The sequence below is a fragment of the Bacillota bacterium genome (genome assembly GCA_033549065.1).
Taxonomy (GTDB): Bacteria; Bacillota; Dethiobacteria; order DTU022; family DTU022; genus JAWSUE01.
In genome coordinates, this window is record JAWSUE010000001.1 from 206,996 (window position 1) to 233,547 (window position 26,552).

Below are 26,552 nucleotides of genomic sequence, written 5' to 3' on the forward strand. Positions count from 1 at the left end.
CAGTCTGCAGTAGTAAGTAGATGAAAACAGATTTTAAAAACTGTAGTTAGGAGCTTCCTTGGTAATTTGAACTCCGTGCGGATGACTCTCTTTTAATCCGGCGCCGGATATCTTGATAAATCTTGTTTTCTGCTGTAACTCATCAATATTGGCCACACCACAATATCCCATCCCGGCCCGCAGACCACCAGCCATTTGAAAAACCATATCACCAACAGTGCCTCTAAATGGAACTCTACCTTCAATCCCTTCCGGAACCAATTTCTGCTCATATTCCTGAAAGTAGCGATCACGGGATCCCTCTTTCATCGCTCCCAATGAACCCATACCCCTGTAAACTTTATAACTGCGACCCTGGAATATCTCAAATTCACCGGGGCTTTCTTCAGTTCCAGCCAGCAAGCTTCCAATCATGACTGTCGAAGCTCCAGCTGCCAGGGCTTTAGTAATATCTCCCGAATATTTAATTCCACCATCCGCTGTAACCGGTATTTCAAACTCCCTGCTCGCCCGGGCTGCTTCAAAAACCGCAGTTATTTGAGGAACTCCGATACCGGCAATTATCCTGGTTGTACAAATTGAACCCGGACCGACTCCTACCTTAATTGCATCTGCTCCGGCTTTGATCAGATCCCTTGCTCCATCAGCAGTAGCAATATTACCCCCCATAAGATCTATATCAGGAAAGAGCCTTTTAATCTCTTTTACCGTATCAAGAACCGGCTGGGAATGACCATGAGCAGAATCGACGACGATAAGATTAACTCCCGCTTCAGCAAGTACCTCGGCCCTGGCGACAGCATCCCTGCCAACCCCAACTGCTGCTGCTGCCAGCAATCTTCCGTTGCGGTCTTTGGATGCCCGTGGAAATTGAATAGTTTTCTCAATATCTTTGATTGTGATCAATCCTTTTAAATTAAATTGATCATCAACGATAGGTAATTTTTCTATTTTATGGTGCCGCAAAATTTCCTGTGCTTCTTTGAGGGTTGTTCCTTCAGGAGCTGTTACCAGTTTATCATGTGTCATTACTTCTCCAATCGGTCTTGAATAATCTTCTTCAAAACGCAGATCGCGATTGGTTATAATACCGACCAACTTTTCACCAACAGTTACAGGTACGCCTGAAATTCTGTATCTCTCCATTAATGCTGCAGCATCATTAAGAATATGTTCTGGGGTTAAACGGAAGGGGTTAGTGATTACCCCATGCTCGGAACGTTTAACTTTATCCACCTCTTCAGCCTGTTTCTCCATGGGCATATTACGGTGAATTACGCCTATACCTCCTTCGCGGGCAATGGCAATAGCCATTCTGGACTCAGTAACCGTATCCATACCTGCTGACATCAATGGCAAGTTCAGTTTTATATTTCGGCTTAAATGAGTTGATATATCAACATCCCGAGGTAAGATTTTTGACCGGGAGGGAACCAGGAGAACATCATCAAAAGTAAGACCTTCCCACGCGAATTTGTCAGCTTGCAAGTTATTCTCCCCCCGTATTTTAATCAGGTTGTTAATTTCAATGATCATAACAAACCACTTACCCAGTGTCAATAATGTATGTGTGGAGTTACAGCAGGATAAGCCTTATTTTAAAGCGAATTCATTTATGAGTATCTAAACTGGAAGAGGTGAATGCATGCCGTATATCGAGATAAATTCGGTACGCTGCTATTACAGCCAAAGAAATGGAACGGGAACGCCGATACTTTTTTGCCATGGCTCAGGTGGAGGACATCACCACTGGCTTTTCCAACTGAAGAATTTACCTGACTCATTAGAGCCTATAGCAGTTGATCTGCCCGGTCATGGTCGCTCGGAAGGCCCACCGGCAAGTAATATTGAAACATACAGAGACTGGCTGCACCAATTTACAGAAAGCTTGAAACTCAAAGATTTTCTGTTAGCCGGCCATTCAATGGGCGGAGCTATTGCTATGGCTTATGCGATGAAATACCCTGATCACGTTTTGGGGCTTGTACTTATCGGCACCGGGTGCCGTTTAAAGGTATTACCTGAATTGCTCAGTTCTCTTAAAAAAGAAACTATGCCAGCTGATTTTATTCAATATCTATACGGGGAGAATGCGTCGGATGAACTGCTCAACCGTGCCAGAGAAGAATTAACTGCTACTAATCCTGTTTTATTATATTCTGATTTATCAGCCTGCAATAATTTTAACATCACTGACAAACTAGCCCTAATAATGCAGCCATCATTGGTAATCTGTGGCAGTAAAGACTTACTGACTCCGGTTAAATACAGCAGATTTCTTAGCGATAAACTGCCCCGGGGAGAAATTGATATAATTACTGACGCGGGACATATGGCAATGATTGAAAAACCCGATGAAGTTAACAATTCAATTGTTCTTTTTCATAATAAATTGCACAATTCGGGGGAATATTAATATGAGCAAAAAACAAAGCTTTTTTAACCTGGATGTCACTTTGGAGCATGCCGTTAAACAGTTTAGCAGGAATGTTCCCGATAAAATGGCTGAACAGGCTGATGTCCCTTATGACCAACATGACTCAATTCATACAGTCCGTTTTATCGATTCAGATTACCTGGTTCAATATCCATCAGGAAATGTAACCTTGAAAAACGGCGAACCCGCTTCCACATATGTTGCAATAATAATTCTACACTATATGATCACAGCAAACGGTCAGAAGCTGACCGGACGTTGGATTGCATACAGGCATTTACCAGGCGGTGATATATATATCGATCCTTTTAACAACAAGGCTGTGAAACCTTTTCTCAGGACTTTCGGAGAAATTCCCGATGAATATGAAAAGTCTGCTCTTGCCATGGGAGGGACCAGGCTCTCAATGAGCGGCATCAGTATAATGATTCCTGTATTGCCGAGAGTGCCTATATGCTTTCAATTATGGCCGGGTGATGATGAAATGCCTGCATCTGCAAATATTCTTTTTGACGAAACAGCTTCCGGTTATCTTCCAACCGAAGATTATGCCCACCTGCCGGCAATGGTAGTTGGAGCGATGAAAAATTATATGAAGACTTAAAATGTTTTTTTACATTTCCCTGCGCCCTTCAAGAGCTCTGCTAAGCGTTAAATCATCTGCATATTCAATATCCCCACCAACCGGCAAGCCAAAAGCAATTCTTGTAACTCTTATTTCCAGTGGTTTCAAAAGCCTTGCCAGGTAACCTGCAGTTGCATCTCCCTCTACATTTGGATTGGTGGCAATAATAACTTCATTAATACCTTCTTCTTCTATTCTGTTCACTAATCTATCCAGCTTAAGTTCTTCCGGGCCAATACCGTCCAAGGGAGAGAGGGCACCATGTAATACATGATAGAGCCCCCTGTACTGACCGGTTCGTTCAAGGACTAATACATCCCGTGGTTCCTGTAACACACAGATCAAACTTTTATCACGTTTCGAATCCTGGCAATAAGCGCATCCTTCTTTTTCGGACAAACACCCGCAAACTTCACAAAAGGTGAGCTTATCTTTTGCGTCAACCATCGCCCTGGCTATAGTAACTACTTCTTCCCTTGAACAGCCAAGTAAGAAAAAAGCCAATCTTTGAGCTGTTTTTGGTCCGACTCCCGGGAAACGGCATAATACCTCGATCAGTCTCTTGAGCGCATTTGGAAAAGCCATTGACTGTTTCAACTGCCTTTCTGATAATTACATCAAGCCGGGAGGAAGACCAAGACCGCCAGCCATTTTCTGCATCTCTTGTGCAACCATTTCATCAACTCGATGAAATGCTTCATTGACCGCTGCAATGATCAAATCTTCAAGCATTTCACGGTTCTCCTCAGATATAACTTCCGGATCTATCTGAATTGACACCAGATTTTTCTGGCCGTTGGCAATAACCTTTATCGCACCACCACCGCTAGTACTCTCAACAGTTCTTTTTGCAATTTCTTCCTGAAGCCTGCTCATATCCGCCTGGGCTTTTTGCAGTTGTTTCATCATTTTGGCCATACCACCATTGGACATTATTCTCCAACTCCTTTCAATCGGAATCTATTAATTCACCACCAAATAGTTTTACAGCATCTTCAGCGCTTGTTGATTTTTTTACAGCCTCTGATACCTTCCTGTCAGAAATCTTTTCGCTAATATCTTTTTCAGCTGTATTCTCTGTTTCCTCTGTCAATATTGCTTTAATATGAACAGATTTACGGCAGAACGCAGAGAGCGCATCTTCAACCAATTTACGATGAGCATCACCCATTATTCGCTCCCGGTGAATAGCATATTCAGGTTTATATGACAGAGAAATCAAATGTCCTTTAAAATCTTCTATTTCTGCCGGTTCCAACCAGGCCGCAGTACTCTTCTGTTTTCTTTTTAATTGATGAACTATTTCGGGCCAGGCCTCTCTCAATTTATTAAGATTTTCGGTAAGATCAGGAGTAGCTGTTTTTTCAGTTGAATTTTCATTTGAGATATAAGCAACCTCAGGTATTTTGCCAAGGTCAGTATCCGAAGAACTTACCGGGGGCTCCTCTGAAAGTTTGGTACTTTCCATTTTGTCCCGGGATGAAACTTGCTCCACTCTCCCATGTAGAAGCCTGATTAGCCGGATCAGGGCAACTTCAAGAATATACTGCGGAAAATGAGCATGCCGAAGTTCTCCTCCTACCATATGAAGCATCTCTATAACATCTAAAATCGATTGGCGGGACAATCGTTTTTTATTAACGTGAATAATATCTTCGAACCCATACATACTTACGACTGTTTTTTTATCTTCTTTTTCATCTGCCAAAAGCATCCTGCTAAATACAAAAATTAAATCGCGAATAAGCAGCTGTAGATCACGGCCGCTGTATACAATATTTTCAAGAGACTCCAAGCCGGTATCCAGATTGTCGTTTACCAAAGATTCAACCAGAGTCCTGATTGTTTCAACCCTGGTGGAACCGGTAACGGCACGAACATGATCAGCGGTAATTCGTTCTTCTCCGTATGCAGCAGATTGTTCAAGGATTCCCAATGCATCCCTAAGTGAACCATCCGCCAATCGTGATATCAATATCAGGGCATCATCTTCGGCTTTCCATTTTTCCAATTCAAGAATCTGTAATAGCCTTGTCTTAATTTGCTCAAGTGATAAAAGGTGAAAATCAAACCGCTGACAACGTGATACAATTGTCGAAGGTAGGCGTGACGGATCAGTGGTAGCCAGAATAAAAACCACGTTTTGAGGAGGTTCTTCGAGGGTTTTTAAAAAAGCATTACAAGCCTCGGGTGTAAGCATATGGGCTTCATCTATAATATATACTTTATAGCGGCATTCTCCGCTGGCAAAGCGCGTTCTTTCTCTTAATTCACGTATTTCATCAATCCCCCGGTTTGAAGCTGCATCCATTTCAATTACATCTATCGAAACACCGGCTAAAATGTTTTTACAGGTTACACACTGCCCACAGGGTTCTGCCACCGGATACTTTTCACAGTTCATGGCGCGTGATAATATTTTCGCTGCAGTAGTCTTACCCGTGCCCCTGGGACCACAGAAAAGGTATGCATGGGCCAGGTTATCCCTCCTGAGAGCATTGCTCAATGTCCGGGTTATATGTTCCTGGCCAGTCATCTCTGCAAATGTCATCGGTCTTTGTCGCCTGTACAAGCTTAGATATGGCACCTTATCCACACCTCAGATCTTAATTGGTTCCCGGTTATGTTAAAACTTTTTCTTAGCAGTATATGCCCTAAGATGAAAGCATTGCGATTCAATCGAAAGATGCCCAGAGTTTCGGGTAACAGGGATAGCTGAAGCTTTATCATAATATTAAAGGCCGTGCACCTGCCTTTGACCGGCAACCCCAGGCGCCTTCCAGGCAGTTAGCTCCAACCCGGCGCTCCCGTGGCACCCGCAAATACTCACTTACCGCTGCTTCCTTCCGGACCTGACGGGGTTCATAAGCTTGCGCCGCACGGGACCAGGCCTTCGACACCACTTACCCGGTGCTGACCCTAAAGCTGCACGACCGGGGGCAGGAATTCAACCCCGCTATAGCGGATTGCGGGTTCAGGGCACCGCTACCTCCCCGTCTAGCACGGCCAAACCAAAAAAATTGGCGGAGAGAGAGGGATTCGAACCCTCGAGACAGGGTTTTGCCCCATCTACTCGCTTTCCAGGCGAGCGCCTTCGACCAACTCAGCCATCTCTCCACGCCGGACGAAATACTCAACTGTCATATTATACAATGAAAAAGCCACCCATTCAACTGTTACAATTTAACATAAAATGCTTTTACAGAGGTGGCTTAACCAATTAGATAAATATGCAGTTAGCTATTTTACGGGTTATAGCAGGCAACCCACTGTCCGTTTCCAAGATCGGTTCTTTCCGGTTCAACCTCACGGCATATGGGCAATACCCGACTACAGCGGGTATGGAAATAGCATCCACCCGGTGGATTTACCGGGCTTGGCACATCACCTTCGAGGATTATTCTCTTTCTTTGCCGTTCGACAACAGGATCGGCAATCGGAACTGCAGAAAGGAGAGCCTTCGTGTAGGGGTGCTGTGGGGTTTTATATAGGTTATCACTGGTCAGCAGTTCAACTATTTTGCCAAGGTACATAACCGCTACCCGGTCAGAAATATATTTAATCATGGACAAATCATGGGCAATAATCAGATAAGTTAAACCCAGTTCGTCCTGCAGCTTTTCAAGCATATTAATAATCTGAGCCTGGATGGAAACATCTACTGCTGATATTGGTTCGTCACAAACAATTAAATCAGGCTCAACTGCAAGTGCCCTGGCTATTCCAATACGCTGTCTCTGACCGCCACTGAATTCGTGAGGGTAACGGTTTATATGTTCGGGGTTCAAACCAACCAGTTCAAGAAGCTGCTGTGTTCTTTCAAGTCTTTCGGATTTACTGCCTGCAAGATGGTGGATATCAATTGGCTCTCCCACTATATCGCCTACGGTCATTCTTGGATTTAGTGAAGAGTAAGGATCCTGAAAGATCATCTGCATCTGACGCCGGTAAATAGCCCATTTATTAGTATCAGCTTTAACCAAATCTTCACCTTTATACAGTACACTACCTGAAGTCGGCTTGTAAAGTCCAATTAAAGTCCTGCCAACAGTTGTTTTTCCACATCCGCTCTCTCCGACTAAACCAAGAGTTTCTCCATGGTAAATATCAAATGAAACTCCGTCGACAGCCTTGACTGTGAGCGGTTTCCCGATCATACCCGATGTTTTTACAAAATGTTTTTTTAGATTTACTGTTTCAATCATTTTTTGCCCGGTTAATATGGCTGTCACTTTTCAACAACCTCCCTGGAATACCGATCTACTTTTGGAGCCTGGGGATGTTCAAGCCAGCAGCGGACCTTGTTTGGGCCAAAAGGTTCGGGCATCTCGATATTGCAGATCTCCATTGCGTAGTCACAGCGTGGAGAAAAAGGACAGCAATTAAAACTCTGCAAAAGATCCGGAGGTTGACCCCAGATGGGAACGAGTTTCTTTGATCGATCCATATCAAGCCGGGGAAGTGAACGAAGAAGCCCCCACGTATAAGGGTGAGTAGGTGTTTTCAGCACTTCGTCAACTGTTCCGGTTTCAACAATCTGACCGGCATACATAACCATAACGCGATCTGCTATCCCTGCTACAACGCCCAAATCATGGGTAATCAGGATCAAAGACATATTTAAACGCTCTTTAATCTCTTTGATCACCTCCAGAATCTGAGCCTGAATAGTAACATCCAGTGCAGTTGTCGGTTCATCGGCAATAAGAAGTTTGGGATCACAGGTAAGGGCCATGGCAATCATCACCCTTTGCCTTAACCCTCCACTCAGTTCGTGGGGGTACTGCCTTAACCTGGTTTCAGGAGCCGGAATACCGACAAGACTTAATAGAGCTAGAGCATGTTTTTCTGCAGCACTGCTGCTCATAGAAACATGCTGTCTCAGGCTTTCTATGATCTGGGTTTTCACAGTCAGCACAGGATTAAGGGATGTCATCGGGTCCTGGAAAATCATGCTGATTGTATTACCCCTGATTGAGCGCATCTGCCGCTCGGATAAGTCAAGGATTTCACGACCGTCAAACATTACTTTTCCATTCGTTATTTTTCCCGGCGGTTCAGGGATCAGTCGCATGATCGATTGTGCTGTAACACTCTTTCCACAACCTGATTCACCGACTATCGCTAAAACTTCACCGGTATCAAGCTCAAAGCTGACTCCGCGAACTGCCTCAACAACTCCGGCATAAGTTTTGAACTGAACATGCAAGTTATCTACCTCTAGTAGTTTACCCACAGCCATATCCTCCTATTTACGCATACGCGGATCAAGAGCATCGCGTAAACCGTCACCAAGAAAATTAAAAGCCAGCAGAGTCAAACAAATTGCTAACGCCGGGAACAAGAGCAGGTGAGGAAAAGAACGAAGTGATGTTAAGGCGTCTGAAGCCAGCATTCCCCAGCTGGCTCGTGGCGCTGAAACACCAAGACCGATAAAACTTAAAAATGCTTCGGTAAAGATGGCTTCCGGGATTGACAAAGTTGCAGTAACAATTATCGGACCCATAGCATTGGGTATCAGGTGCCGGAACAATATTTTCCATTTTGGAGCACCAATTGTCTGGGCGGCAAGGGCAAATTCCTGTTCTTTTAAAGATAAGATTTGACCCCGGACTATTCTGGCCATGGGTAACCAGAAGACGAGACCGAGTGCGATGAAGATACTGTAGAGTCCGGCACCACCTCCGGTTGCCGGGAATAGTTCCCTGAAGAGAACCATGAGCATAATGACCCAGAGTAGAAATGGTATGCTGTACAATATATCGACAATTCTCATCATTACATTATCCACTTTCCCACCAAGGTAACCGGATATCCCCCCATAGATTACCCCGATAAAAAATGTAGTTATGGAAGCAACAAATCCAACGGCAAGGGAAATCCTCGCTCCGTGCATTACCCTGACCAGCTGATCTCTACCAAGTGTATCTGTACCAAACCAGTGTTCAGCGCTCGGCCCCTGGTTTCTGCGATCAAAATCCTGGTCGGAATAAGTATATTGGGATAAGAAAGGCCCGATCAATGCCACGATCAAGAGCAGAACAATAAATGCCAGACTGACAATGGCAACCGGGTTTTGCTTCAAGCGCCGCCAGGCGTCCTGCCAGTAGGTAATACTGGGGCGCACCATTTCAGCTTGAACAGTTTTTTCTGCAACAGGCCTGAATAATTCTACAGGGTACTGCATAGCTTACTCCTTCCCACCCAGAAGTTTAATCCGTGGATCAATCATTGTATAAGCAAAATCAACGAACATATTCAACCCGATTAAAAGAATGCTGTAAAATATGGTCAACCCGAGAATAACTGTATAATCCCTGTTGTATATGCTTGTTACAAAGTGTTTGCCCAAACCTGGGATGGCAAATATGTTTTCAACAATAAAGCTACCGGTTAAAATTGCTGCCAGCAAGGGCCCGGAATAGGTTATTACCGGGATGATCGCGTTTTTTACTGCATGAATCCAGATGATACGCCAGCGGGGAAGTCCCTTGGCCAAAGCTGTTCTCATATAATCCTGGTTCAGGACATCGAGCATGCTGGAGCGGGTCAGGCGGGCGATAAAAGCAGTAGGCAGTCCGGCAAGTGCCATGGCCGGCATGATTATATGTTGTGGGGTACCCCACATTGCTGCCGGAAGCAAGCCCCATTTAAAAGCTAAAAAGTACATTAATAAAGTACCTAAAATAAAACTGGGAACAGATATTCCGATGGTTGAGAAAAACATGGTGATATAATCGGGAATCCTGCCCTGGTAAAGCGCGGCAAGAATACCGGCGCCCACTCCGACGATTATTGCAATGGTAAAGGTAAGCAAACCGAGCTGCATTGATATCGGGAACCGTTCGGCAATAATTCCGTTTACAGTCTGGCCGCGGTATTTAAAAGAAGGACCGAGATCACCTCTCACAACATGGCTGAGATAATCAACATACTGAATATGAAGCGGTTGATCCAACTTGTAACGGGCTTCAATATTCGCCTTTATGGCCGGAGGAATTGCTTTTTCTGTTTGGAAAGGTCCACCTGGAATAGCATGCATAAAAACAAAGGTAACAGTTATAACAATCCAAACAGCAAAAATCGCTGATAATATTCGTCGAATAAGGTAGCCAAGCATCGGTGCAGGCACCTCCAGAGGTAAATAAGAGGTATACCGAGGAGAATTAACGGCCCCTGGTATACCTCTTTAAGCTTATTTCAAATGGGTTTATTTCTCAATATAAGCAGTCTTAAAGTCCAAACCGCCTACGGCTGCTTTGCTGTAACCTTTCACATAATCTTTAATCATAATCGGTAATGTATAGTAATAGATTGGTGCTATTGGCATCTCTTCCATCAGGATGTCCTCAAGCTGGTGCATCATTTCCATGCGGGCAACTTCGTCATCAAGCATCCGCACCTCGGTTAAAATGCGATCGTAATCTGCATTGCTCCAGCGGGAGTTGTTGTTACCACCACCAGTTACCCACATATCGAGGAAGGTGTAGGGGTCGAGGTAATCACCAATCCAGCCGGCGCGGGCGATCATGAAGTCACCCTCGTCACGGGTATTCAAATAAACCCCCCATTCCTGGTTAGTCAGGGTTACATTTTCAATGCCCAGGTTCTGCTTCCACATTTCCTGAATGGCCTCAGCTATTAATTTATGCATTTCAGAGGTGTTGTATAGAATTTCCACTGAGGGGAATCCAACCCCATCCGGATAGCCCGCATCAGCAAGCAGCTGTTTGGCTGTTTCCGGATCATAAGTGAAATAATCGCCACCGTTTTCACGGAAGTCACTGCCGTCAGCTTCGGGAATTCCACTCGGCACATATGCATATGCTGGAAGCTGGCCACCCTGGGTTACATTGGTAACCAGAGCATCCCGATCGATCGCCAGGGTTAAAGCTTTCCGGACCCTGACATCATCAAGCGGCGGCTTTTCAACCTGGAAGATGTAGTAGTAGGTACCGAAATAGGGGAAAATATAAAGCTCACCGGTTTGCTGTAGACGTGGTATTTCAGGTCCGGGTACGGTATGGGTAACATCAATTTCACCGGTTTCATACATAGTCAGTTCGGTGCTCTCATTCTCGACCATTGTGAAGACCAGGCGGTCCAGAATAACGGCATCTGCATCATAGTAATTTTCATTGGGTACAAAATCCATCTGACCCTGGGCCCAGCTTTCGAGTTTAAATGGCCCATTACCAATGATTGTATCAGCGCTTAGATGCCATCCTTCCGGGTCCGCTTCTATGGCCGGTTGATACAATGGATAGTATGTTTTAAATGCTACCAGTGACATGAAAAACGGTGTTGGCGCTTCAAGGGTAACCTGAAGGGTTTTCTCATCAAGCGCTTCGACCATTACGCCATCTACACTGCCTGTTCCGGTATTATATGCTTCAGCTCCTTTAATATAGTAGAGCATGTAAGCATAATCAGCAGCCAGTTCAGGATCAAGAGCACGCTTCCAGGAAAGCTCAAAATCTTCGGCTGTCAGCTGTTCGCCATTCGACCAAACCAGACCATCGCGAAGATGGAAGGTGTAAATCAGATCATCCTCACTGACTTCGACAGATTCGGCAAGGGCCAGTTCAGGTAAGCTGTCATTATTTAACCTTGCCAACCCTTCATAGATCTGAAGCATTATGGTTGCTTCCGGAACTCCGGTAGAAAGATGTGGATCCATTGTTTCCGGCTCAGTTCCCACATTATGCACAAGGACCATTTCCTCGCCAGGTGCGTCTCCGCCATCTCCACCATCCCCGCCGGTATCACCGCCGCACCCGGATGTTAACAAAACCACACTTAGCAATAGAGCGATCAGTAAAAATGAAAAACGTTTCAAATCAAGAACCCCCCTAAAATTTGAATTGCAAAACCTTTCAAGTTTAGCAATGCCGTCCCCGCATCACCTCCATATAAGCGAATCCAGCAAATACAGTAAAGAGGTTCAATCAGCTAGATTATCCTCCTTTTGTGATCATTATGCAATATTATTTCAAAAGACAAATATTAATTACATTTTTAAGTAAAGTAAAGGGATTGCGGATATAACCGCAATCCCTTTATCCATAGTGCTTGTTGGCGGAGAGAGTGGGATTTGAACCCACGGTGCCTTTCGACACACACGATTTCGAGTCGTGCGCCTTCAGCCGGACTCGGCCATCTCTCCACAATAGTCAGTTAGCAACACATAAAATATTATATCAGTTAAGACATCTTTGTAAACCCGCAGACGTTATCAAACATAATAAGATAATCATTCTCTTTTTTCACGGAAAAACTCCTTTAAAAGCCCGGAACACTCTTCCTCCATGACCCCACCGGTGACTTCCATGGTATGATTCAGTCGGTCATCCTGCACAATATTCAGAAGAGTCCCTGCTGCTCCTCCTTTTGGATCATGAGCACCGAATACCAGTCGATCAATACGGGCTAATACCAATGCTCCAGCACACATGGGACATGGTTCCAGGGTAACATATACCGTACAACCCGGCAGCCGCCAACCAGCAAGCATATTGCCTGCCTGGCGTATCACCAGAACCTCGGCGTGAGCTGTAGCGTCATTCAGTTCTTCTCTTCTGTTACGGTCTGCTGCAAGTATTTTACCATCCTGGACGATGACAGCTCCAATCGGCACTTCTCCACAACGACCAGCAAGTATTGCCTGATCAACTGCCTGGCTCATGTAAAGTTCGTCTTTTGTCAACTTAAATCACCACTATCACCTATTATAGCATTCCACAAAGAGAGTGATCAAAAAAGCCCTTTTATTAAAGGGCTTTCCTGGCAAGATGATACTTAAAGATAAAATTTTTAACGTTCAAAACGCAGATCATTAATAACATTTCTGAAATCTGCGTCAGTCACCCTTTCCAGGTTGATCTCAATCCCATCCCATGTGTCGATGATGTTGACAAATTCATTGTCGATAAAAATCACCTGGGCAATTCGTTCCCATTCTGCCAGTCCGCGATGATAGAGCTCAAGGTAAGTATTTGCTTCACCTGAAACCAGTCGATACTGGGTTCTGAACCAATAACCTTCAGATGGAACAGCAAGATTCACCATCTCGTTTGGCAGAAACTGAAAATATACTTCATTATCTGCACTCGTCCCCTTCCAGGAACCGACAAGATCGCCGGTAACAGTGCCTCCTGCAGAAGGTACATCACCGCTGCGGAATAAGAACCAGTAACCGGCACCGGCGCCGACAACAAGGAGCAGGACAAGGATTATTACAGGTATTACCCAACGGTTACCCTTCTTTACCGAAGCTTTTTTGTAGGTTTCACTCTGACGGGGAGCTAAAACCTTTTTCTCCCGATCACTTTTAACCGATCCTGTTTGTTCAGCCTTAACGGCAGCGGGTGCCGGGGCATCTTCCAGCATTGATTCACAATATCTACATTTTATAGCCCTCGAAGGGATATCTTCTAAGCAAAACGGACAGGTTTTAAAATCAGCCATTCTCCAACCTCCTGAACCTAATATAACAAAACTATTATCCTGATCAAACTATAGATTACATTATAACATAATCTGATTAATGGCAACCAACTATTGCATTTATGATTTTATTAAGTTATAATTCATAACGATAAGCCCGTTGCTTTAAATCAAAGAGCGGGCTTGTAATTTCAGAAAGGTCTTTTCTAAGGAGGAACCTGCATGCCTAAACTCAAGACCTTATTTATCCTGATCCTGATTCTCGTGCTTTCTTCTTTACTAATCGGTTGTGGGCTGCTTGCATCCGACAGCAGTGAGCCGGGAAATCAATCAGGAGTGCAAAATGGAGACCTGCCCGGATGGCTATTACTGGCCCATCGTTCTGTTGAAGGAGCCGGAAGTGATATTGATGATCCTCTGAACCCGAAGGATCCCGAAGTTGAGGATAATGGAGAAGAACCTGAAGCAACACCGGAAGATTCAGGCACATCACCCACACCGACTCCCGCCCCGGCAACGCCGGCACCGGCAACACCGGTTCCATCACCGACCCCCACTCCCGGTGGAAGCGGACGCTTAAGCCCATCGGAGCAGGCTGAAGTTAACCGTGCTCTTGCAGCGCTTGACAGCATTATTGCTGATTATAAAAATACAACAGATTTCACCGAAAGATCAGAACTGCAAAGTCAGTTTGATCAAATCGTCAGGGCGCTTAAAACCAAATATGATATTAATTATCCTAAAAAAATTGATGGATCCGGAGATAACATCAGTGACTGGTGGGAAGTAAATTAACTGCAGCAATTTAAAGGTCATCAATGAAATAAAAATGAATTAGAAAATGTTAAAGGCCTCATCACGATGCGATGAGGCCTATTCCTAGATATTTTTCCAGTACTAATTATTCATAACCATTCTGCCACCACCTATCTCTATAAAAAAGTGGCAGGCAGCCATATGCCCCGCTTTCATCTCCCCTGCAGAACGTAGTTCGGGAGCTTCAACACCGCATCTCTCGACTGCATAGGGGCAGCGGGTATGAAAACGGCAGCCTTCAGGTGGATCTATTGAAGATGGAACATCTCCCTTAAGCACAATCCGTTCTCTTTTTCGCCCCGGCCTGGGTACCGGTATGGCAGACAACAGCGCCCGGGTGTAAGGATGTTTGGGGTTATCAAAAAGTGAATATTTATCGGCTATTTCCACGATTTTGCCCAGGTACATGACCAGGATCCGGTCCGAGATATGACGGACTACCCCTAAGTCATGAGAAATGAATAGATAGGTCAACTGAAAATCTCTCTGCAGCTGCTTCAGGAGGTTTAAAATCTGCGCCCTGATCGAAACATCAAGAGCAGAAACTGCTTCATCACAGACAATTAGCCTTGGATTTAGCGATAGCGCCCGGGCTATTCCGATGCGCTGCCTCTGCCCGCCGCTGAATTCATGGGGATAGCGATCTGCATGATAAGCAGCTAAACCAACAGTTTCAAGCAGTTCAATCGCACGCTTCCTTCGTTCTTCCCGGGGAACTATATTTTGAATCTGCATCGCCTCTGAAAGAACCTGGGCCACCATCTGCCGCGGGTTGATCGATGCATAGGGATCCTGAAATATGATTTGCATATTTTTTCGCATGGCACGCATAGCTTTTTTATTCAGGGATGTAAGATCAATCCTATCAAAATATACCTTTCCGGAGGTTGGTTTTTCCAAGTACAGTATTGCCCTGCCGGCAGTAGATTTACCGCATCCTGATTCCCCCACGATACTTAATGTTTCGCCTTCAAATACTGTAAAAGATATATCATCTACAGCTTTCACCTGATTAACTGTCCGGCCGAGAAAGCCACCCTTGATCGGATAGTATAATACCAGGTTTTCGACTCTGAGCAGTTCATTAATCACCGGATCTGAGCACCTCCCTGCGGCCTTTCCAGTTACTGCTGTAAATCCAGCAGCGGACAAGGCGGTTGGATGTAAGATTTTCTAATCCAGGTAATTCCTTAATACATATTTCTTCAGCATAAGGACAGCGGGGAGCAAAACGGCACCCTGCAGGGAGCTCCGAAGGGCTGGGCACCGATCCCTTAATAGCTTCCAACTCATCCCGATCAATATCATGCCGTGGAAGCGAATTAAATAAACCAGCTGTGTAAGGATGCTTCGGATCATTAAAGAGCGAATCTACATCGGCGTACTCAACTATACTACCGCTGTACATAACAGCCACATAATTGCATGTTTCCGCAACAATCCCAAGATCATGGGTAATGATTATAACCGACATACCCAATTTATCCTGAAGCTCCTTGATCAACTCCAGGATCTGGGCCTGGATTGTTACATCCAAAGCTGTTGTAGGCTCATCTGCTATAAGCAGTTCAGGAACACAGGCCAGAGCCATGGCGATCATCACTCTCTGTCTCATACCACCTGACAGTTCAAAGGGATACTGATCAATTCTTTTTTCCGGAGTGGGGATGCCAACCAGTTTAAGCATCTCGACAGACTTAGATCTCGCTTCTTTGTTACCCATATTCTGGTGTACATGCAGTGCTTCCCTGATTTGCTCTCCCACCGTTAAAACCGGGTTCAGTGATGTCATCGGCTCCTGGAAAATCATAGAAATCTGGTTGCCCCTTATCGATAGCATTTCCTTTTCACTCTTATTTATTATATTCTCACCTTTGAAGAGTATTTCTCCCCTGATAATTCTACCGGGTTTTTCAACAAGCCTGAGAACTGACAGGGCCATTACGCTTTTCCCACATCCGGATTCCCCGACAACACCTAATGTTTCTCCTTTTGGTATATCGAGCGAAACACCGTCAATCGCTTTTATTTCACCTTCATCGGTAAAAAACGAAGTGCAGAGATTATTGATTTTTAAAATTGGCTCAACCCGGGACACTTAACACACCTCTTTTTAAATCTTAGTTGTATATTAATTAAGATCGATTCTTTTATTCAGATAACGATATGAAATATCAACGAGCATATTAACCAGGACGAATGTCAGGGCAAAAACCAGAACAATACCCTGTACAAGGGGGAAATCGCGAGCCCTGATGGCATCTATCGCCAGGCGTCCCATGCCATTTATAGCAAATACTGTCTCGGCAAGCACTGTTCCGGAGAGCAGCATACCAGCTTCAATTCCGATAACCGTGACTACCGGGATTAGGGCATTCTTCAGACCGTGTTTATAGATCACTACCCTCTCTTTGAGCCCCTTCGCCCGTGCTGTCCGGATATAATCCTGGTTGATCACATCCAACATACTCGACCTGGTCATCCGGGCAATGATAGCCGCGCCTCCCGTTCCAAGTGTTAAAACCGGCAGTATAGCCTGCTGCCAGGTTCCCCAACCAGAAGGTGGCACGAGAGCCAGCTCAATTGCAATATACTTGATCAACATCAAGCCCAGCCAAAAATTGGGCATGGATAATCCGAATAAGGCAACAACCATCAAAAGGGAATCAAGCAAGCTGTACTTACGGACAGCCGATATAACACCGGCGATCAGGCCGATAAAAATGCTTACTACCATGCTGTAAATGGCAAGCCTCATTGTGATCCAGAACCTGGCCTGTATCTCACCTGTTACAGGCCTGCTGCTCCGGATCGATTGCCCCAGATCACCCTGCAGTAGGTTGCCCATGTATCTTAAGTACTGGATCGGTATGGGATCATTTAAACCCAACCTCTCCCTGATTGCTTCCACCTGGGCTGCGGGGGCTGCTTCACCGGCTATGATCTGGGCCGGATCACCGGGGATAAGGTGCATCAGGGAAAAAACCAATATGGTTACGCCGATGACGACGGGGATTGTCTGGATAAGTCTCCGAACAAAAAATTGAAGCAAATATTACACCTCTTTTCTACGCTTTCATTTTAGGATCAAAAGCATCCCGTAATCCATCACCGAAGAGATTAAAGGCCAAAACAACTGTCACAATAGCCAACCCGGGAAATAGAGCCACATGTGGATGATCGAACATATAACTACGCCCCGAGCTTAGCATGGCTCCCCATTCAGGAGTAGGCGGTTGTGCGCCCAGACCGAGAAATGATAAGCCGCTGGCGATTAAAATAGCGATTGCAATTCGGATTGTAGCCTGAACAATAATTGGCGATAAGATATTTGGTAATATGTGTAAAACTATAATACGCAGATCGCTTGCGCCCAGAGCTCTTACAGCATCAATGTATTCCAATTTACTCACAGCCATGGTAGAGCCTCTTACAATCCGGGCAAACCCGGGGACAGAAAAAACACCAACAGCGAGAATCACGTTGAATATGCTCCCACCAAGAACTGACACAAGGGCAATTGCCAGTAATATACCCGGGAATGCAAGCAGTACATCAATGCAGCGCATTATTATGGAGTCATATATCTTTCCGTAGTAACCGGAAATAATACCCAGGGGAACGCCTATCACCGCTCCGACCAGAACTGATAGAAATCCAATATAGAGGGTAATGGATGTTCCGTGGACAAGTCGGGTAAAAATATCCCGCCCGTTGTGATCCGTTCCAAGCCAGTGTGTTGATGACGGGCTGAGCAGTTTGGTAGAATAGTCAACTCTGAAAGGGTCGTACACAGTTAAAGAAGGACCGATTATGGCAACAACTATTAACAGCAGAATTAGATATCCACCGATTAGAGCTGCTTTATTCCTGCTTAATTTTTTATAAATCACCTTCCAGCCTGAATTACTTTTCAGATCAGAATTAGAGGCTGCAGGGTTTTCGGTTGACAGGCTGCGCATAAAATTTATTATTCCCTTCTGAAATGATCAGATCCGGGCCTTTAAATCTTTAAATATGTCTATATTTCTATACAATTAAATCATAATATGCTTTCTATACTTTCCAAAAGATGTTACTCTATAGTATAATCAATTATGCTGCATTTTTGTAGGTTAAATTTTTTTAAATCAAATTTACATTAAATTACATAAAATGCGGCACATAAAAAGTAAACCTTAAAGGGGGAAGAAAAGATGAGAATTGCTCGTGTTTTTGGGATTGTATTACTCCTGGTATTGGTGCCCTTTCTGGTGGTAGCCTGTGGACCTGCAGACGATGTAGGTGAAGGGGAACCAATTCCTGAGGGTGGCGGAGACCTGATTATTGCTACTCTATCAGACGCCGTCTCTATGGACCCGCATGGTTCCAACGATGTTCCTTCAAGCAACATAGCCTATAACATCTATGAATCACTGGTTTATTTTGATATGAACAGTGAACTGCAGCCTTTACTGGCAACAGAGTGGGAAGCTTTAGACGACACAACATGGGAATTTACCCTGCGCGAAGGGGTTAAATTCCACGATGATACTGACTTTACCGCTGAAGCTGTAAAAGCTACCTTTGACCGTCTGCTGGATCCCGACATCGCATCACCCAGGCTCTTCCTGTTTGGAATGATCGAAGAGGTAATTGTAGTTGATGACTATACTGTTCAATTTGTAACCCAATTCCCGTTTGCCCCGCTGCCGGCTCACCTTGCTCATAACGGAGGCGCTATTATCAGTCCGGCAGCAATCGAAAAAGATTATGCTGAAATGGCAGCAGGAAATGAACCGGGGACTTACCTGTCACAAAATCCCGTAGGTACCGGCTTTTTCCGGTTTGAGAACTGGACACCGGGTAGCGAATTAACCCTGGTCCGCTATGAAAATTACTGGGGTGAACCTGCTCAACTGGAAAGTGTTACATTCAAGGTTGTTCCTGAAAACCTGACCCGCCTGTCCGAACTGGAAACCGGCTTTGCTCATATTGCCGATCCGATTCAACCCAGTGATTTAAGCCGTGTAGAAAATATGCCAAATGCACATATCTATACGCAGTCAAGCACCTCATTGGCTTATATAGGCTTCCAGTGTGAGAAAGAACCTTTCAATGATGTTCGGGTACGTCAGGCAATTTCCATGGCAATCAACAAAGATGATATTATTGAAGGGGTTTACGAAGGAACAGCTATTCCTGCAGTTGGTCCTATTGCTCCAGGGGTTTTCGGATACGATCCTTCCGTGAGCACAATTCCTTATGATGTTGACCAGGCTCGTGAATTGCTGGTTGAAGCAGGTTATGCAGATGGATTTTCAACCTCAATCTGGACCAATGATAACCCTGCCCGTATCCAAATTGCCGAATATGTGCAGTCTAAGCTGAGTGAGTTAAATATTGATGTAAGTATCGAAGTAGTTGAGTGGGGAGCCTACTTGGATGGCACAGCAGAAGGTAACCATGAGATGTTTATCCTCGGTTGGTCAACTCCCACACTAGATGCAGATTATGCAACTTATGCACTATTCCATTCCAGCAATATTGGCGCTCCCGGCAACCGTTCATACTTCAGCGATCCCGAAGTAGATGAATTGCTGGATCTGGGTCGCCAGGAATCAGATCCCGATCTGCGTCTTCAGTACTATCGGGAAGTACAGGAAAAACTGGTTGAATTAGCTCCCATGCTTTATCTCTTACACATTGAAGATTTGGTCGGTGTAAGTGACAGTGTCAAGAATTTTGAAATGACTTCAGCCAGAATATTCCAGCTTCGCAATGTATATATTGAGCAATAAATGCTGATTATCAAGGGGGGCGGCAAAATGCCGCCTCCCTTTTTTATTTATTTTTTATCAACAAGGAAGGTTATTTTTTTTGTTTATTGAATGATTTTAATCAAGAAACTATATAACTATATTCCACGCTGTGATAAACCGAATGCGGACAATAACAGTCAGATCTTCGGAGGGTTATGGTATGAATGAAATCCATAAGATCCTGGCTAATGTAAGCAGAGTAATCATCGGCAAGGAAGATAAGATAAAAATCTTACTGGCCGCAATATTTTCCAACGGACATATCTTGATTGAAGATGTTCCCGGCACAGGAAAAACCACCCTTGCCAAGGCAATAGCCAAATCTCTGGGTTGTACTTTTAAACGAATACAATTCACCCCGGATCTAATGCCCTCGGATATTATCGGCTTATCGGTCTATGATAAACATAAAGACGATTTTATTTTTAAGCCCGGTCCTGTACTTAGCCAATTTATTCTTGCCGATGAGATAAATCGGACATCCCCTAAAACCCAGTCCGCTTTGCTGGAGGCAATGGCTGAAAAACAGGTAACTGTAGATGGATTTACCCACCTTCTGCCAGTACCGTTTATTGTGATCGCCACTCAGAATCCTATAGAATACGAAGGAACATATCCTCTTCCTGAAGCCCAGCTTGACAGATTTATGCTCTCCATATCAATCGGCTATCCTGATCCCCTGGATGAGCAAAAAATCTTAAAACTTCAACCCGGCAGCGACCTTCTTTTAGAAGTTGATACTGTTATACAGTCAAATGAGCTAATCAGTATTCAGGAAAAGGTTACAACCGTTCATATTTCTATGGCGGTAGAAGAATATATTGTTAAACTGACCCAGGCAACCCGTATTCATCCGGATATCTTACTGGGTATCAGCCCAAGGGGTTCTCAATATCTTTATAGCGCTGCCAGGGGCTTTGCCTTTTTGCATAATCGGGAGTACGTATTACCTGACGACATTAAAATGCTGGTTATTCCCGTTTTTTCGCATCGCCTGATTCTCAAGCCACAGGCACGTTTGAAAGGCAAAACCGCTTCAGATGTTTTGGGTGAGATTTTGGATAAAACCCAGGTGCCGGTGAGTTTCAATGTTACAGATTAAAAAACCGGTTTATATTTATGGAGTCATTTTATTGGGGATTATCGCTCTAATGGTTGGTGGCAAATTCCCCTATCTTTTTTTCTATATCTCGGTTTTAATCTTCCTCTTTCCTTACTTATGGCTCTCATTCAGCTTACGCAATTTAAGCGGATCAATCCGTGTATCTTCTACCCATGCCGAAGTCGGCCAATTTATTACTGTGACTTATGAAATAAAAAACTCACGTAACGGTAGATTTCCTTACCTGGAATTAACGGATATTATCGGACAAACTTTCCAGGTTCCCACTGAAAAGAAATTTGTCAGCCTCAATTCGGAAGAAACAATTATTGTCGAAAAAGAAGTTATATGTTCACGCAGAGGAAGATACGACCTTAAGGAATTTCAGGTAAAAACAGGGGATCCTTTTAACTTTTTTCAGTTAAGCAAACCGCTTGCTACAGGTGAAGAAATAAGGGTCTACCCAAAGTTAAAAATTCTCCAGGGCATAACGCCGAGCGCAAAACAGCATTTTGGCAACCTGGCTGTTCAGGAACTGTACTATGAGAGCTACAGCCAGATATCAGATTTGAGGGAGTGGCAGTACGGAGATAGTGTAAAAAAAATACACTGGAAACAATCTGCCAGACAAAACCGTCTTATTGTAAAAAATTTTGACCATAAGGGAGATGCAACATTAAATATTTTTATTGACATGCGGATAAAAAGCTTTCAACACGATAATAACTATCAATTAGAAGATTTAGCTATCGAAACTGCAGCCTCTGTATTATTCACCAGCCTGGGTAATAATATGCCTGTAGAGGTATTTTCCGAACTAATTTCAGCCGGCAGCCTGGTTGGTAGACATTACAACGATTACTGGGATATTATGGATACACTCATTACATTTTCTCCTAAAAGTAAGACAGATTTCAGTATATATTTAGTCAACCAGAGTTTTTATCTACCCCCCGGCAGTTGCCTTTTTCTCATTACACCTCTGATCAATTTACAGGATGCTGCAACCTTTATGAGCCTTAAACAAAAGGGATACATAATTAACCTATTCTTCCTTACTTTTAATGAATTAAGCAAGAGCGAAAGAACCATCCTTGATCGTTTAAACTGTACAGGCGTTAAAGTTTTTGTACTGAATCCATCGGAGGTCACCGAAGATGGCAGCCGAACAATTTGATATTGACCGTAAGATTCGCCTTACTATTATCTTTGTAATGAGCGCCGCTATGGCCACAGCGCTTATCCAGGGGTTAGGCTATATAGTTCCAGGGTTTTTTGCCCGATCATTATATGTCTTACTGTTTTTAGCACTATACACCGTAATCCATTATTTCCCTCTGGTCTCAATTATTTTTCCATTACTCCTCACAGCCGTGGTTACTATTTTCTTCTGGAATACACCTCTGCTAATTGCAAAAATTACACCTCTATTTATCATGCCGCAACCATCCGACTCTTTGTTCTGGCCTCTTGCCACAATTTTAGCCATAACTTTATTTCATTACCTGGTAGTATTCAAATTTAAAAATACCCTGATTCTTCTCATTGCCGGTCTGTTTGCTTTCATACCCCTCTGGTATCTTTATGTTGACTCAGCATATCCTTCTGCAATATTTTATACCACAAGCTGGCTTATGCTAATCAGCTATGAAAGAGGAGCAGGTATCTGGGTAAGAGCAGTAAAAAGCAAGAAGGAAGTAAAAGATTTATCGGAAATGCGACAAAGCTGGCTTACTTACACGAGCATAATTTTATCAGTTGCCATATTTACTACTTTGATTCTGCCTAAAGAGATAGCTCCATTACCGTTTCCCAGGCTGCATATCTGGGTTAACCAAAACTTAACTTTCCTGAAAAACCTTAGAACTACTGATGATCCGGATATCAGGGGAGATGGAGGCGATTTTGACCTTTTTACATTTGGGTTTGAGGAAGGAGCTATTCTGGGCGGTCCGCTTTATCAAGATGATAAAGTTATGCTGGAGGTAACAGGAAAAGGAGGTTTTTACCTCCAGGGTACATTTCGTGATTACTATACCGGACAGAACTGGATAAACAGCTCTGAATTTATTGAAGGAAGTGATTTCAATAAACCAAAAGAAATAATGGATAATTACCTTTCTGAAACCGAACTCACTATAAGACATATCCGTTTGAGAACCAGAACTGTTTTTTCAATCCCCTTTCCGGCTGAAATATCACAGCTGCCCGGCATAATGCTGAAAGACAGGCACGGCGGGATAGTAATGTCCCAAAGCATACCTCTATATTACGAATACAGTGTCAATGGACATTACCTCGCCTACAGAACGAATTTTTCCCTCTTAGAAGAAGAGAGCGGTATTCCGGAAACAATACACAATTATCTAAGGCTGCCTGTTAGTCTCCCGGAGAGAGTGCATAAACTGGCTTATGAGTTAACTGCAGACACAGACGGATACTATGCTAAAATAAAAGCGATCGAGACATACCTGCGCAATAATTATACATATACGACTGAATTACCAAGTTTGCCTGAGAATAGGGATTTCGTAGACTTTTTCTTGTTTGATCTTAAAGAAGGTTACTGTACTGCATTTGCTTCAGCTTTAGCTATTATGGGCAGAGCTGCCGGCATTCCAACCCGCTATGTTGTAGGATTTATTATACCTGAATCTCCTTCCACCGGGGGAAAATACCGGATTGCCGGCTCAAATGCACATGCCTGGGTTGAGGGATACATCCCAGGAATAGGTTGGCTGCCTTTCGAAGCCACACCGGGCTTCAGAACAACTGACGACCTCCCTTTAGCCAGGAATCAGCCATATCATGATTTCTCAATCGCACCAGATGGTGACTTCAGAATTGCAACCGCCCGGAGCCGCGAACTTCTCGACTTTGAGGATAATTACTATCCGGAATTTTCAACCATAGATAACAGTGTCGATTCGATTAGCTTTCTCAAAGGGTTGGTCCGGGTATTAATTGCCGCTACAGTTATTACCCTGCTTATTATCGGCATCTTTATCTACCGCCGTTATAAGTATGTAAAGAAAAAGATCCGGAATATGAAAAGCAAAGAACCCAGGCAAAAAATTGTAGCTTTCTATAACTTGTCTCTCCAACTGTTGGATAGGATCGTATTGGGTAAAATAGCCGGAGAGACTCCCCTGGAATACAGCCGCAGAATAAAGCGAGATGTTCATTCCTGGACTCTAAATTTCGCGACTATATCCGAAGAGGTTAGTGTTGCATTATACAGCAAAGATGAGGTGTCAGAAGATCTGGCTCACCAGGCAGAAATGTTTTTCTTCCATATCTTTGATCGGTACCTGGCCCAGGTCGGAAAGGTCACTGCCTTTATAGAAATTCTGATCCAGGGCAGGTACTTTACCAGTTATTAACCTGAAATAGTTGATCATTTTAAAAATCTGGATGCATAAATGACGAAGCAGGATGCTGCAAGTGGCACGACTCATTCATCCTGACAATTATAAAACCCTGCCCTCGTTTATATTCAATCATATGAACCGAACAGGGATCCATCTTGATCTTCCAAAAAGACTCAGGACCCGCATTCATGACATGCAGGATAATAAGTTTAATTATAACCCGGTGACTAACAATACCGATAATCTTACCCTGATTAGATTCAGCCAATCTCTCAAATTCAGGGAATGCCCTTTCCAGCACTTCTTTCATGGGCTCTATCCCCGGAATATCGTGCTGATGTGGTGTTTCCCGCCATTTTCGTATTTCTTCCGGATAAAGTTTGGCAAGTTCCCTGTATGGCTTACCTTCCCAGGGTCCGAAGCTCATATCGGTAAGTGCCTCCCGGGGCTGTGGTTTTATATCTCTGCTGTTACAGATTGCCTCTGCAGTCTGCATCGCCCGGGAAAGCGGTGAACTGTAAATCGCACTAAACTCCAAATCGATTAACATTTCTGCTGTGGCCGCGGCCTGAAGCAAACCATGATCATTTAAGGGAACATCACTTCGTCCCCTGAATATTTCTTCCTTATTCCAAACGGTCTCGCCATGCCTGATTAGAACAATTCCTGTATCCATAGAATAGTAATCCCCCTGAATTAAATTAATTACTGAAATAAAATAATCATTCCTAACATTAATTAGTTTATTTAAATAAAACTTGCCCTGATCCTTTATAATAAAAATATTTCCAGCTATGCCCGATGGAACAAAAAAGGTTATTTAATGATCAGAAAGAATAGGTTACATAATCTTAATCCTCTGGAAGTGATGAATAATGAAAAACATCTCTATTTGCCTGTTACTGATATTATCAATATTTCTTTTCACAACATCGTGTACTGAAACAGACAGTCAACTTCCCGAAGTTTCCCCGGAAGAAGTTGCGGATAATGATGAAGCAGTAGACTTTGACAACAGCCAGGTAGAAGAACCGGAATTTACATTCCCCGAACCGAGTGCAGTAGAAAACAACTATCATTTAGAAGAGGCTTTCCCTGGTCTATTTTTTACACGACCGCTGGATCTACAGAATGCAGGTGATGGAAGCGGTCGCTTATTCGTGGTAGAACAGGCAGGGATGATCTATGTTGTTGAAGGCCCGGCTTACTCCGAAAAAGAGGTTTTTCTGGATATCCGTGACCTGGTTGATGACAGTGGCAATGAAATGGGTCTTCTTGGTCTTGCTTTTCACCCCCAATATATAGAAAATGGTTATTTTTATATAAACTATACCGACAGATCAGGTACGGTAATAGCCAGATTTAATGCTTCCGGTAATATCGCAGAACCAGCCAGTAGAAAAACTATTATGAGTTTCAGCCAACCATACCGAAACCACAACGGAGGTCAGTTATCCTTCGGCCCGGATGGTTATCTCTATATTTCTACCGGTGATGGAGGAAGTGGGGGAGATCCCCAGGGACATGGCCAAAACCTTCAGACCATTCATGGCAATATCCTGCGGATTGATGTTAACAGTGAAAGATCTGAAGATAATTATACAATACCTCCCGACAATCCTTTTACAAACAGTGATGAGGGTGCCCTCGAAGAAATATACGCTTACGGATTGCGTAATCCATGGCGCTTCAGCTTTGATCCGATGACCGGGAATCTCTGGGCAGCAGATGTTGGCCAGAATAGAGTTGAAGAGATAAACATAATTGATGAAGACCTAAAGATCTATTTGACAGCATTTGACGGAAAAGTTTACAGGCTAAAAAAGAATTAGAACCGGAAATTCTGTCCGGTTCCAATTTGGTGCGCCCGGCAGGATTTGAACCTGCGACCTGCTGATTCGAAGTCAGTCACTCTATCCGGGCTGAGCTACGGGCGCATATATTAAGTCTGGAT

Annotated in this window: 24 protein-coding genes, 3 tRNA genes and 1 other RNA gene; 8 read left to right on the plus strand and 20 right to left on the minus strand. The window is 43.9% G+C overall.

Annotated elements, in window-relative coordinates:
• Positions 1–33 precede the first annotated feature (33 nt).
• Positions 34–1,536 carry an IMP dehydrogenase gene (guaB, locus tag SCJ97_01000; protein ID MDW7738624.1) on the minus strand — a complete coding sequence of 501 codons (1,503 nt, stop codon included), beginning with the start codon at positions 1,534–1,536 and terminating at the stop codon, positions 34–36.
• A 109-nt stretch (positions 1,537–1,645) separates the two neighbouring features.
• Between guaB and SCJ97_01005 the strand changes: the two genes are divergently transcribed.
• Together SCJ97_01005 and SCJ97_01010 are read left to right on the plus strand one after the other, a co-directional pair.
• Positions 1,646–2,416 carry an alpha/beta hydrolase gene (locus SCJ97_01005; GenBank protein MDW7738625.1) on the plus strand — a complete coding sequence of 257 codons (771 nt, stop codon included), beginning with the start codon at positions 1,646–1,648 and terminating at the stop codon, positions 2,414–2,416.
• Position 2,417: 1 nt separating this feature from the next.
• Entirely contained in the window at positions 2,418–3,041 is a 624-nt protein-coding gene (locus SCJ97_01010) for a DUF3786 domain-containing protein (GenBank protein ID MDW7738626.1), read from the plus strand.
• Between the two features lie 9 nt (positions 3,042–3,050).
• On the opposite strand, the gene recR is transcribed toward SCJ97_01010, so the two are convergent.
• The 13 genes from recR to SCJ97_01075 form a co-directional block, all read right to left on the minus strand.
• Positions 3,051–3,647 carry a recombination mediator RecR gene (recR, locus tag SCJ97_01015; protein MDW7738627.1) on the minus strand — a complete coding sequence of 199 codons (597 nt, stop codon included), beginning with the start codon at positions 3,645–3,647 and terminating at the stop codon, positions 3,051–3,053.
• 27 nt (positions 3,648–3,674) lie between these two features.
• Positions 3,675–3,995 carry a YbaB/EbfC family nucleoid-associated protein gene (locus SCJ97_01020; GenBank protein ID MDW7738628.1) on the minus strand — a complete coding sequence of 107 codons (321 nt, stop codon included), beginning with the start codon at positions 3,993–3,995 and terminating at the stop codon, positions 3,675–3,677.
• A 16-nt stretch (positions 3,996–4,011) separates the two neighbouring features.
• Positions 4,012–5,658 carry a DNA polymerase III subunit gamma/tau gene (dnaX, locus tag SCJ97_01025; GenBank protein MDW7738629.1) on the minus strand — a complete coding sequence of 549 codons (1,647 nt, stop codon included), beginning with the start codon at positions 5,656–5,658 and terminating at the stop codon, positions 4,012–4,014.
• 145 nt (positions 5,659–5,803) lie between these two features.
• An RNA gene (ffs, locus tag SCJ97_01030) (signal recognition particle sRNA large type) lies at positions 5,804–6,068 on the minus strand.
• Between the two features lie 15 nt (positions 6,069–6,083).
• Positions 6,084–6,179 (minus strand) — tRNA-Ser (locus SCJ97_01035).
• Positions 6,180–6,307: 128 nt separating this feature from the next.
• The gene (locus tag SCJ97_01040) at positions 6,308–7,267 is read right to left on the minus strand and encodes an ATP-binding cassette domain-containing protein (GenBank protein MDW7738630.1); all 960 of its coding nucleotides are present in this window, start codon (positions 7,265–7,267) and stop codon (positions 6,308–6,310) included.
• Between the two features lie 23 nt (positions 7,268–7,290).
• A complete protein-coding gene (locus SCJ97_01045; protein ID MDW7738631.1) occupies positions 7,291–8,304 on the minus strand; it encodes an ABC transporter ATP-binding protein in 1,014 nt (337 codons plus the stop codon).
• A gap of 6 nt (positions 8,305–8,310) precedes the next feature.
• On the minus strand, positions 8,311–9,249 hold the full coding sequence (locus SCJ97_01050) for an ABC transporter permease (protein ID MDW7738632.1): 939 nt from the start codon (positions 9,247–9,249) through the stop codon (positions 8,311–8,313).
• A 3-nt stretch (positions 9,250–9,252) separates the two neighbouring features.
• Positions 9,253–10,182: an ABC transporter permease gene (locus SCJ97_01055; GenBank protein MDW7738633.1), complete on the minus strand. Its 930-nt coding sequence runs from the start codon at positions 10,180–10,182 to the stop codon at positions 9,253–9,255.
• Positions 10,183–10,272: 90 nt separating this feature from the next.
• Positions 10,273–11,901, minus strand: coding sequence for a peptide ABC transporter substrate-binding protein (locus SCJ97_01060; protein ID MDW7738634.1), 1,629 nt, complete (start codon positions 11,899–11,901; stop codon positions 10,273–10,275).
• Positions 11,902–12,138: 237 nt separating this feature from the next.
• A tRNA-Ser gene (locus SCJ97_01065) sits at positions 12,139–12,228 on the minus strand.
• A gap of 87 nt (positions 12,229–12,315) precedes the next feature.
• Positions 12,316–12,768, minus strand: a complete 453-nt coding sequence (gene tadA / locus SCJ97_01070) for a tRNA adenosine(34) deaminase TadA (GenBank protein ID MDW7738635.1) — start codon at positions 12,766–12,768, stop codon at positions 12,316–12,318.
• A 107-nt stretch (positions 12,769–12,875) separates the two neighbouring features.
• Positions 12,876–13,529, minus strand: coding sequence for a hypothetical protein (locus SCJ97_01075; GenBank protein MDW7738636.1), 654 nt, complete (start codon positions 13,527–13,529; stop codon positions 12,876–12,878).
• Positions 13,530–13,730: 201 nt separating this feature from the next.
• Between SCJ97_01075 and SCJ97_01080 the strand changes: the two genes are divergently transcribed.
• Positions 13,731–14,303: a hypothetical protein gene (locus SCJ97_01080; GenBank protein ID MDW7738637.1), complete on the plus strand. Its 573-nt coding sequence runs from the start codon at positions 13,731–13,733 to the stop codon at positions 14,301–14,303.
• A gap of 102 nt (positions 14,304–14,405) precedes the next feature.
• Here SCJ97_01080 and SCJ97_01085 read toward each other — a convergent pair whose 3' ends face one another.
• Genes SCJ97_01085 through SCJ97_01100 form a run of 4 tightly spaced genes read right to left on the minus strand, consistent with a single transcriptional unit; the run spans position 14,406 to position 18,286 of the window.
• Positions 14,406–15,416, minus strand: coding sequence for a dipeptide ABC transporter ATP-binding protein (locus tag SCJ97_01085; GenBank protein ID MDW7738638.1), 1,011 nt, complete (start codon positions 15,414–15,416; stop codon positions 14,406–14,408).
• Entirely contained in the window at positions 15,409–16,422 is a 1,014-nt protein-coding gene (locus SCJ97_01090; GenBank protein ID MDW7738639.1) for an ABC transporter ATP-binding protein, read from the minus strand. Before SCJ97_01090 ends, SCJ97_01085 begins: the two co-directional genes overlap by 8 nt.
• A gap of 33 nt (positions 16,423–16,455) precedes the next feature.
• Positions 16,456–17,376, minus strand: a complete 921-nt coding sequence (locus SCJ97_01095) for an ABC transporter permease (protein MDW7738640.1) — start codon at positions 17,374–17,376, stop codon at positions 16,456–16,458.
• 16 nt (positions 17,377–17,392) lie between these two features.
• Positions 17,393–18,286: an ABC transporter permease gene (locus tag SCJ97_01100; GenBank protein ID MDW7738641.1), complete on the minus strand. Its 894-nt coding sequence runs from the start codon at positions 18,284–18,286 to the stop codon at positions 17,393–17,395.
• 234 nt (positions 18,287–18,520) lie between these two features.
• On the opposite strand from SCJ97_01100, the gene SCJ97_01105 reads away from it, so the two are divergent.
• The 4 genes from SCJ97_01105 to SCJ97_01120 all read left to right on the plus strand — a co-directional run bounded on the left by SCJ97_01105 (position 18,521) and on the right by SCJ97_01120 (position 24,610).
• On the plus strand, positions 18,521–20,104 hold the full coding sequence (locus SCJ97_01105; protein MDW7738642.1) for a glutathione ABC transporter substrate-binding protein: 1,584 nt from the start codon (positions 18,521–18,523) through the stop codon (positions 20,102–20,104).
• A 181-nt stretch (positions 20,105–20,285) separates the two neighbouring features.
• Complete coding sequence (locus SCJ97_01110) at positions 20,286–21,227, plus strand: MoxR family ATPase (protein ID MDW7738643.1); 942 nt, start codon at positions 20,286–20,288, stop codon at positions 21,225–21,227.
• Positions 21,214–22,404 carry a DUF58 domain-containing protein gene (locus SCJ97_01115; protein ID MDW7738644.1) on the plus strand — a complete coding sequence of 397 codons (1,191 nt, stop codon included), beginning with the start codon at positions 21,214–21,216 and terminating at the stop codon, positions 22,402–22,404. Before SCJ97_01110 ends, SCJ97_01115 begins: the two co-directional genes overlap by 14 nt.
• Positions 22,385–24,610, plus strand: a complete 2,226-nt coding sequence (locus SCJ97_01120) for a transglutaminase-like domain-containing protein (protein MDW7738645.1) — start codon at positions 22,385–22,387, stop codon at positions 24,608–24,610. Before SCJ97_01115 ends, SCJ97_01120 begins: the two co-directional genes overlap by 20 nt.
• Positions 24,611–24,629: 19 nt before the next feature.
• Here SCJ97_01120 and SCJ97_01125 read toward each other — a convergent pair whose 3' ends face one another.
• Complete coding sequence (locus SCJ97_01125) at positions 24,630–25,274, minus strand: histidine phosphatase family protein (GenBank protein ID MDW7738646.1); 645 nt, start codon at positions 25,272–25,274, stop codon at positions 24,630–24,632.
• 199 nt (positions 25,275–25,473) lie between these two features.
• On the opposite strand from SCJ97_01125, the gene SCJ97_01130 reads away from it, so the two are divergent.
• The gene (locus SCJ97_01130; protein MDW7738647.1) at positions 25,474–26,430 is read left to right on the plus strand and encodes a PQQ-dependent sugar dehydrogenase; all 957 of its coding nucleotides are present in this window, start codon (positions 25,474–25,476) and stop codon (positions 26,428–26,430) included.
• A gap of 27 nt (positions 26,431–26,457) precedes the next feature.
• Here SCJ97_01130 and SCJ97_01135 read toward each other — a convergent pair.
• Positions 26,458–26,535: transfer RNA gene (locus tag SCJ97_01135), tRNA-Arg, on the minus strand.
• Positions 26,536–26,552: the final 17 nt, after the last annotated feature.

What these genes read in the sequence shown, in the direction of transcription:
- guaB (MDW7738624.1), bottom strand. Translation starts at nt 1,536, where the DNA reads ATGATCATTGAAATTAACAACCTGATTAAAATACGGGGGGAGAATAAC.
- SCJ97_01005 (MDW7738625.1), top strand. Translation starts at nt 1,646, where the DNA reads ATGCCGTATATCGAGATAAATTCGGTACGCTGCTATTACAGCCAAAGA.
- SCJ97_01010 (MDW7738626.1), top strand. Translation starts at nt 2,418, where the DNA reads ATGAGCAAAAAACAAAGCTTTTTTAACCTGGATGTCACTTTGGAGCAT.
- recR (MDW7738627.1), bottom strand. Translation starts at nt 3,647, where the DNA reads ATGGCTTTTCCAAATGCGCTCAAGAGACTGATCGAGGTATTATGCCGT.
- SCJ97_01020 (MDW7738628.1), bottom strand. Translation starts at nt 3,995, where the DNA reads ATGTCCAATGGTGGTATGGCCAAAATGATGAAACAACTGCAAAAAGCC.
- SCJ97_01040 (MDW7738630.1), bottom strand. Translation starts at nt 7,267, where the DNA reads ATGATTGAAACAGTAAATCTAAAAAAACATTTTGTAAAAACATCGGGT.
- SCJ97_01045 (MDW7738631.1), bottom strand. Translation starts at nt 8,304, where the DNA reads ATGGCTGTGGGTAAACTACTAGAGGTAGATAACTTGCATGTTCAGTTC.
- SCJ97_01050 (MDW7738632.1), bottom strand. Translation starts at nt 9,249, where the DNA reads ATGCAGTACCCTGTAGAATTATTCAGGCCTGTTGCAGAAAAAACTGTT.
- SCJ97_01055 (MDW7738633.1), bottom strand. Translation starts at nt 10,182, where the DNA reads ATGCTTGGCTACCTTATTCGACGAATATTATCAGCGATTTTTGCTGTT.
- SCJ97_01075 (MDW7738636.1), bottom strand. Translation starts at nt 13,529, where the DNA reads ATGGCTGATTTTAAAACCTGTCCGTTTTGCTTAGAAGATATCCCTTCG.
- SCJ97_01080 (MDW7738637.1), top strand. Translation starts at nt 13,731, where the DNA reads ATGCCTAAACTCAAGACCTTATTTATCCTGATCCTGATTCTCGTGCTT.
- SCJ97_01100 (MDW7738641.1), bottom strand. Translation starts at nt 18,286, where the DNA reads ATGCGCAGCCTGTCAACCGAAAACCCTGCAGCCTCTAATTCTGATCTG.
- SCJ97_01105 (MDW7738642.1), top strand. Translation starts at nt 18,521, where the DNA reads ATGAGAATTGCTCGTGTTTTTGGGATTGTATTACTCCTGGTATTGGTG.
- SCJ97_01110 (MDW7738643.1), top strand. Translation starts at nt 20,286, where the DNA reads ATGAATGAAATCCATAAGATCCTGGCTAATGTAAGCAGAGTAATCATC.
- SCJ97_01115 (MDW7738644.1), top strand. Translation starts at nt 21,214, where the DNA reads ATGTTACAGATTAAAAAACCGGTTTATATTTATGGAGTCATTTTATTG.
- SCJ97_01120 (MDW7738645.1), top strand. Translation starts at nt 22,385, where the DNA reads ATGGCAGCCGAACAATTTGATATTGACCGTAAGATTCGCCTTACTATT.
- SCJ97_01125 (MDW7738646.1), bottom strand. Translation starts at nt 25,274, where the DNA reads ATGGATACAGGAATTGTTCTAATCAGGCATGGCGAGACCGTTTGGAAT.
- SCJ97_01130 (MDW7738647.1), top strand. Translation starts at nt 25,474, where the DNA reads ATGAAAAACATCTCTATTTGCCTGTTACTGATATTATCAATATTTCTT.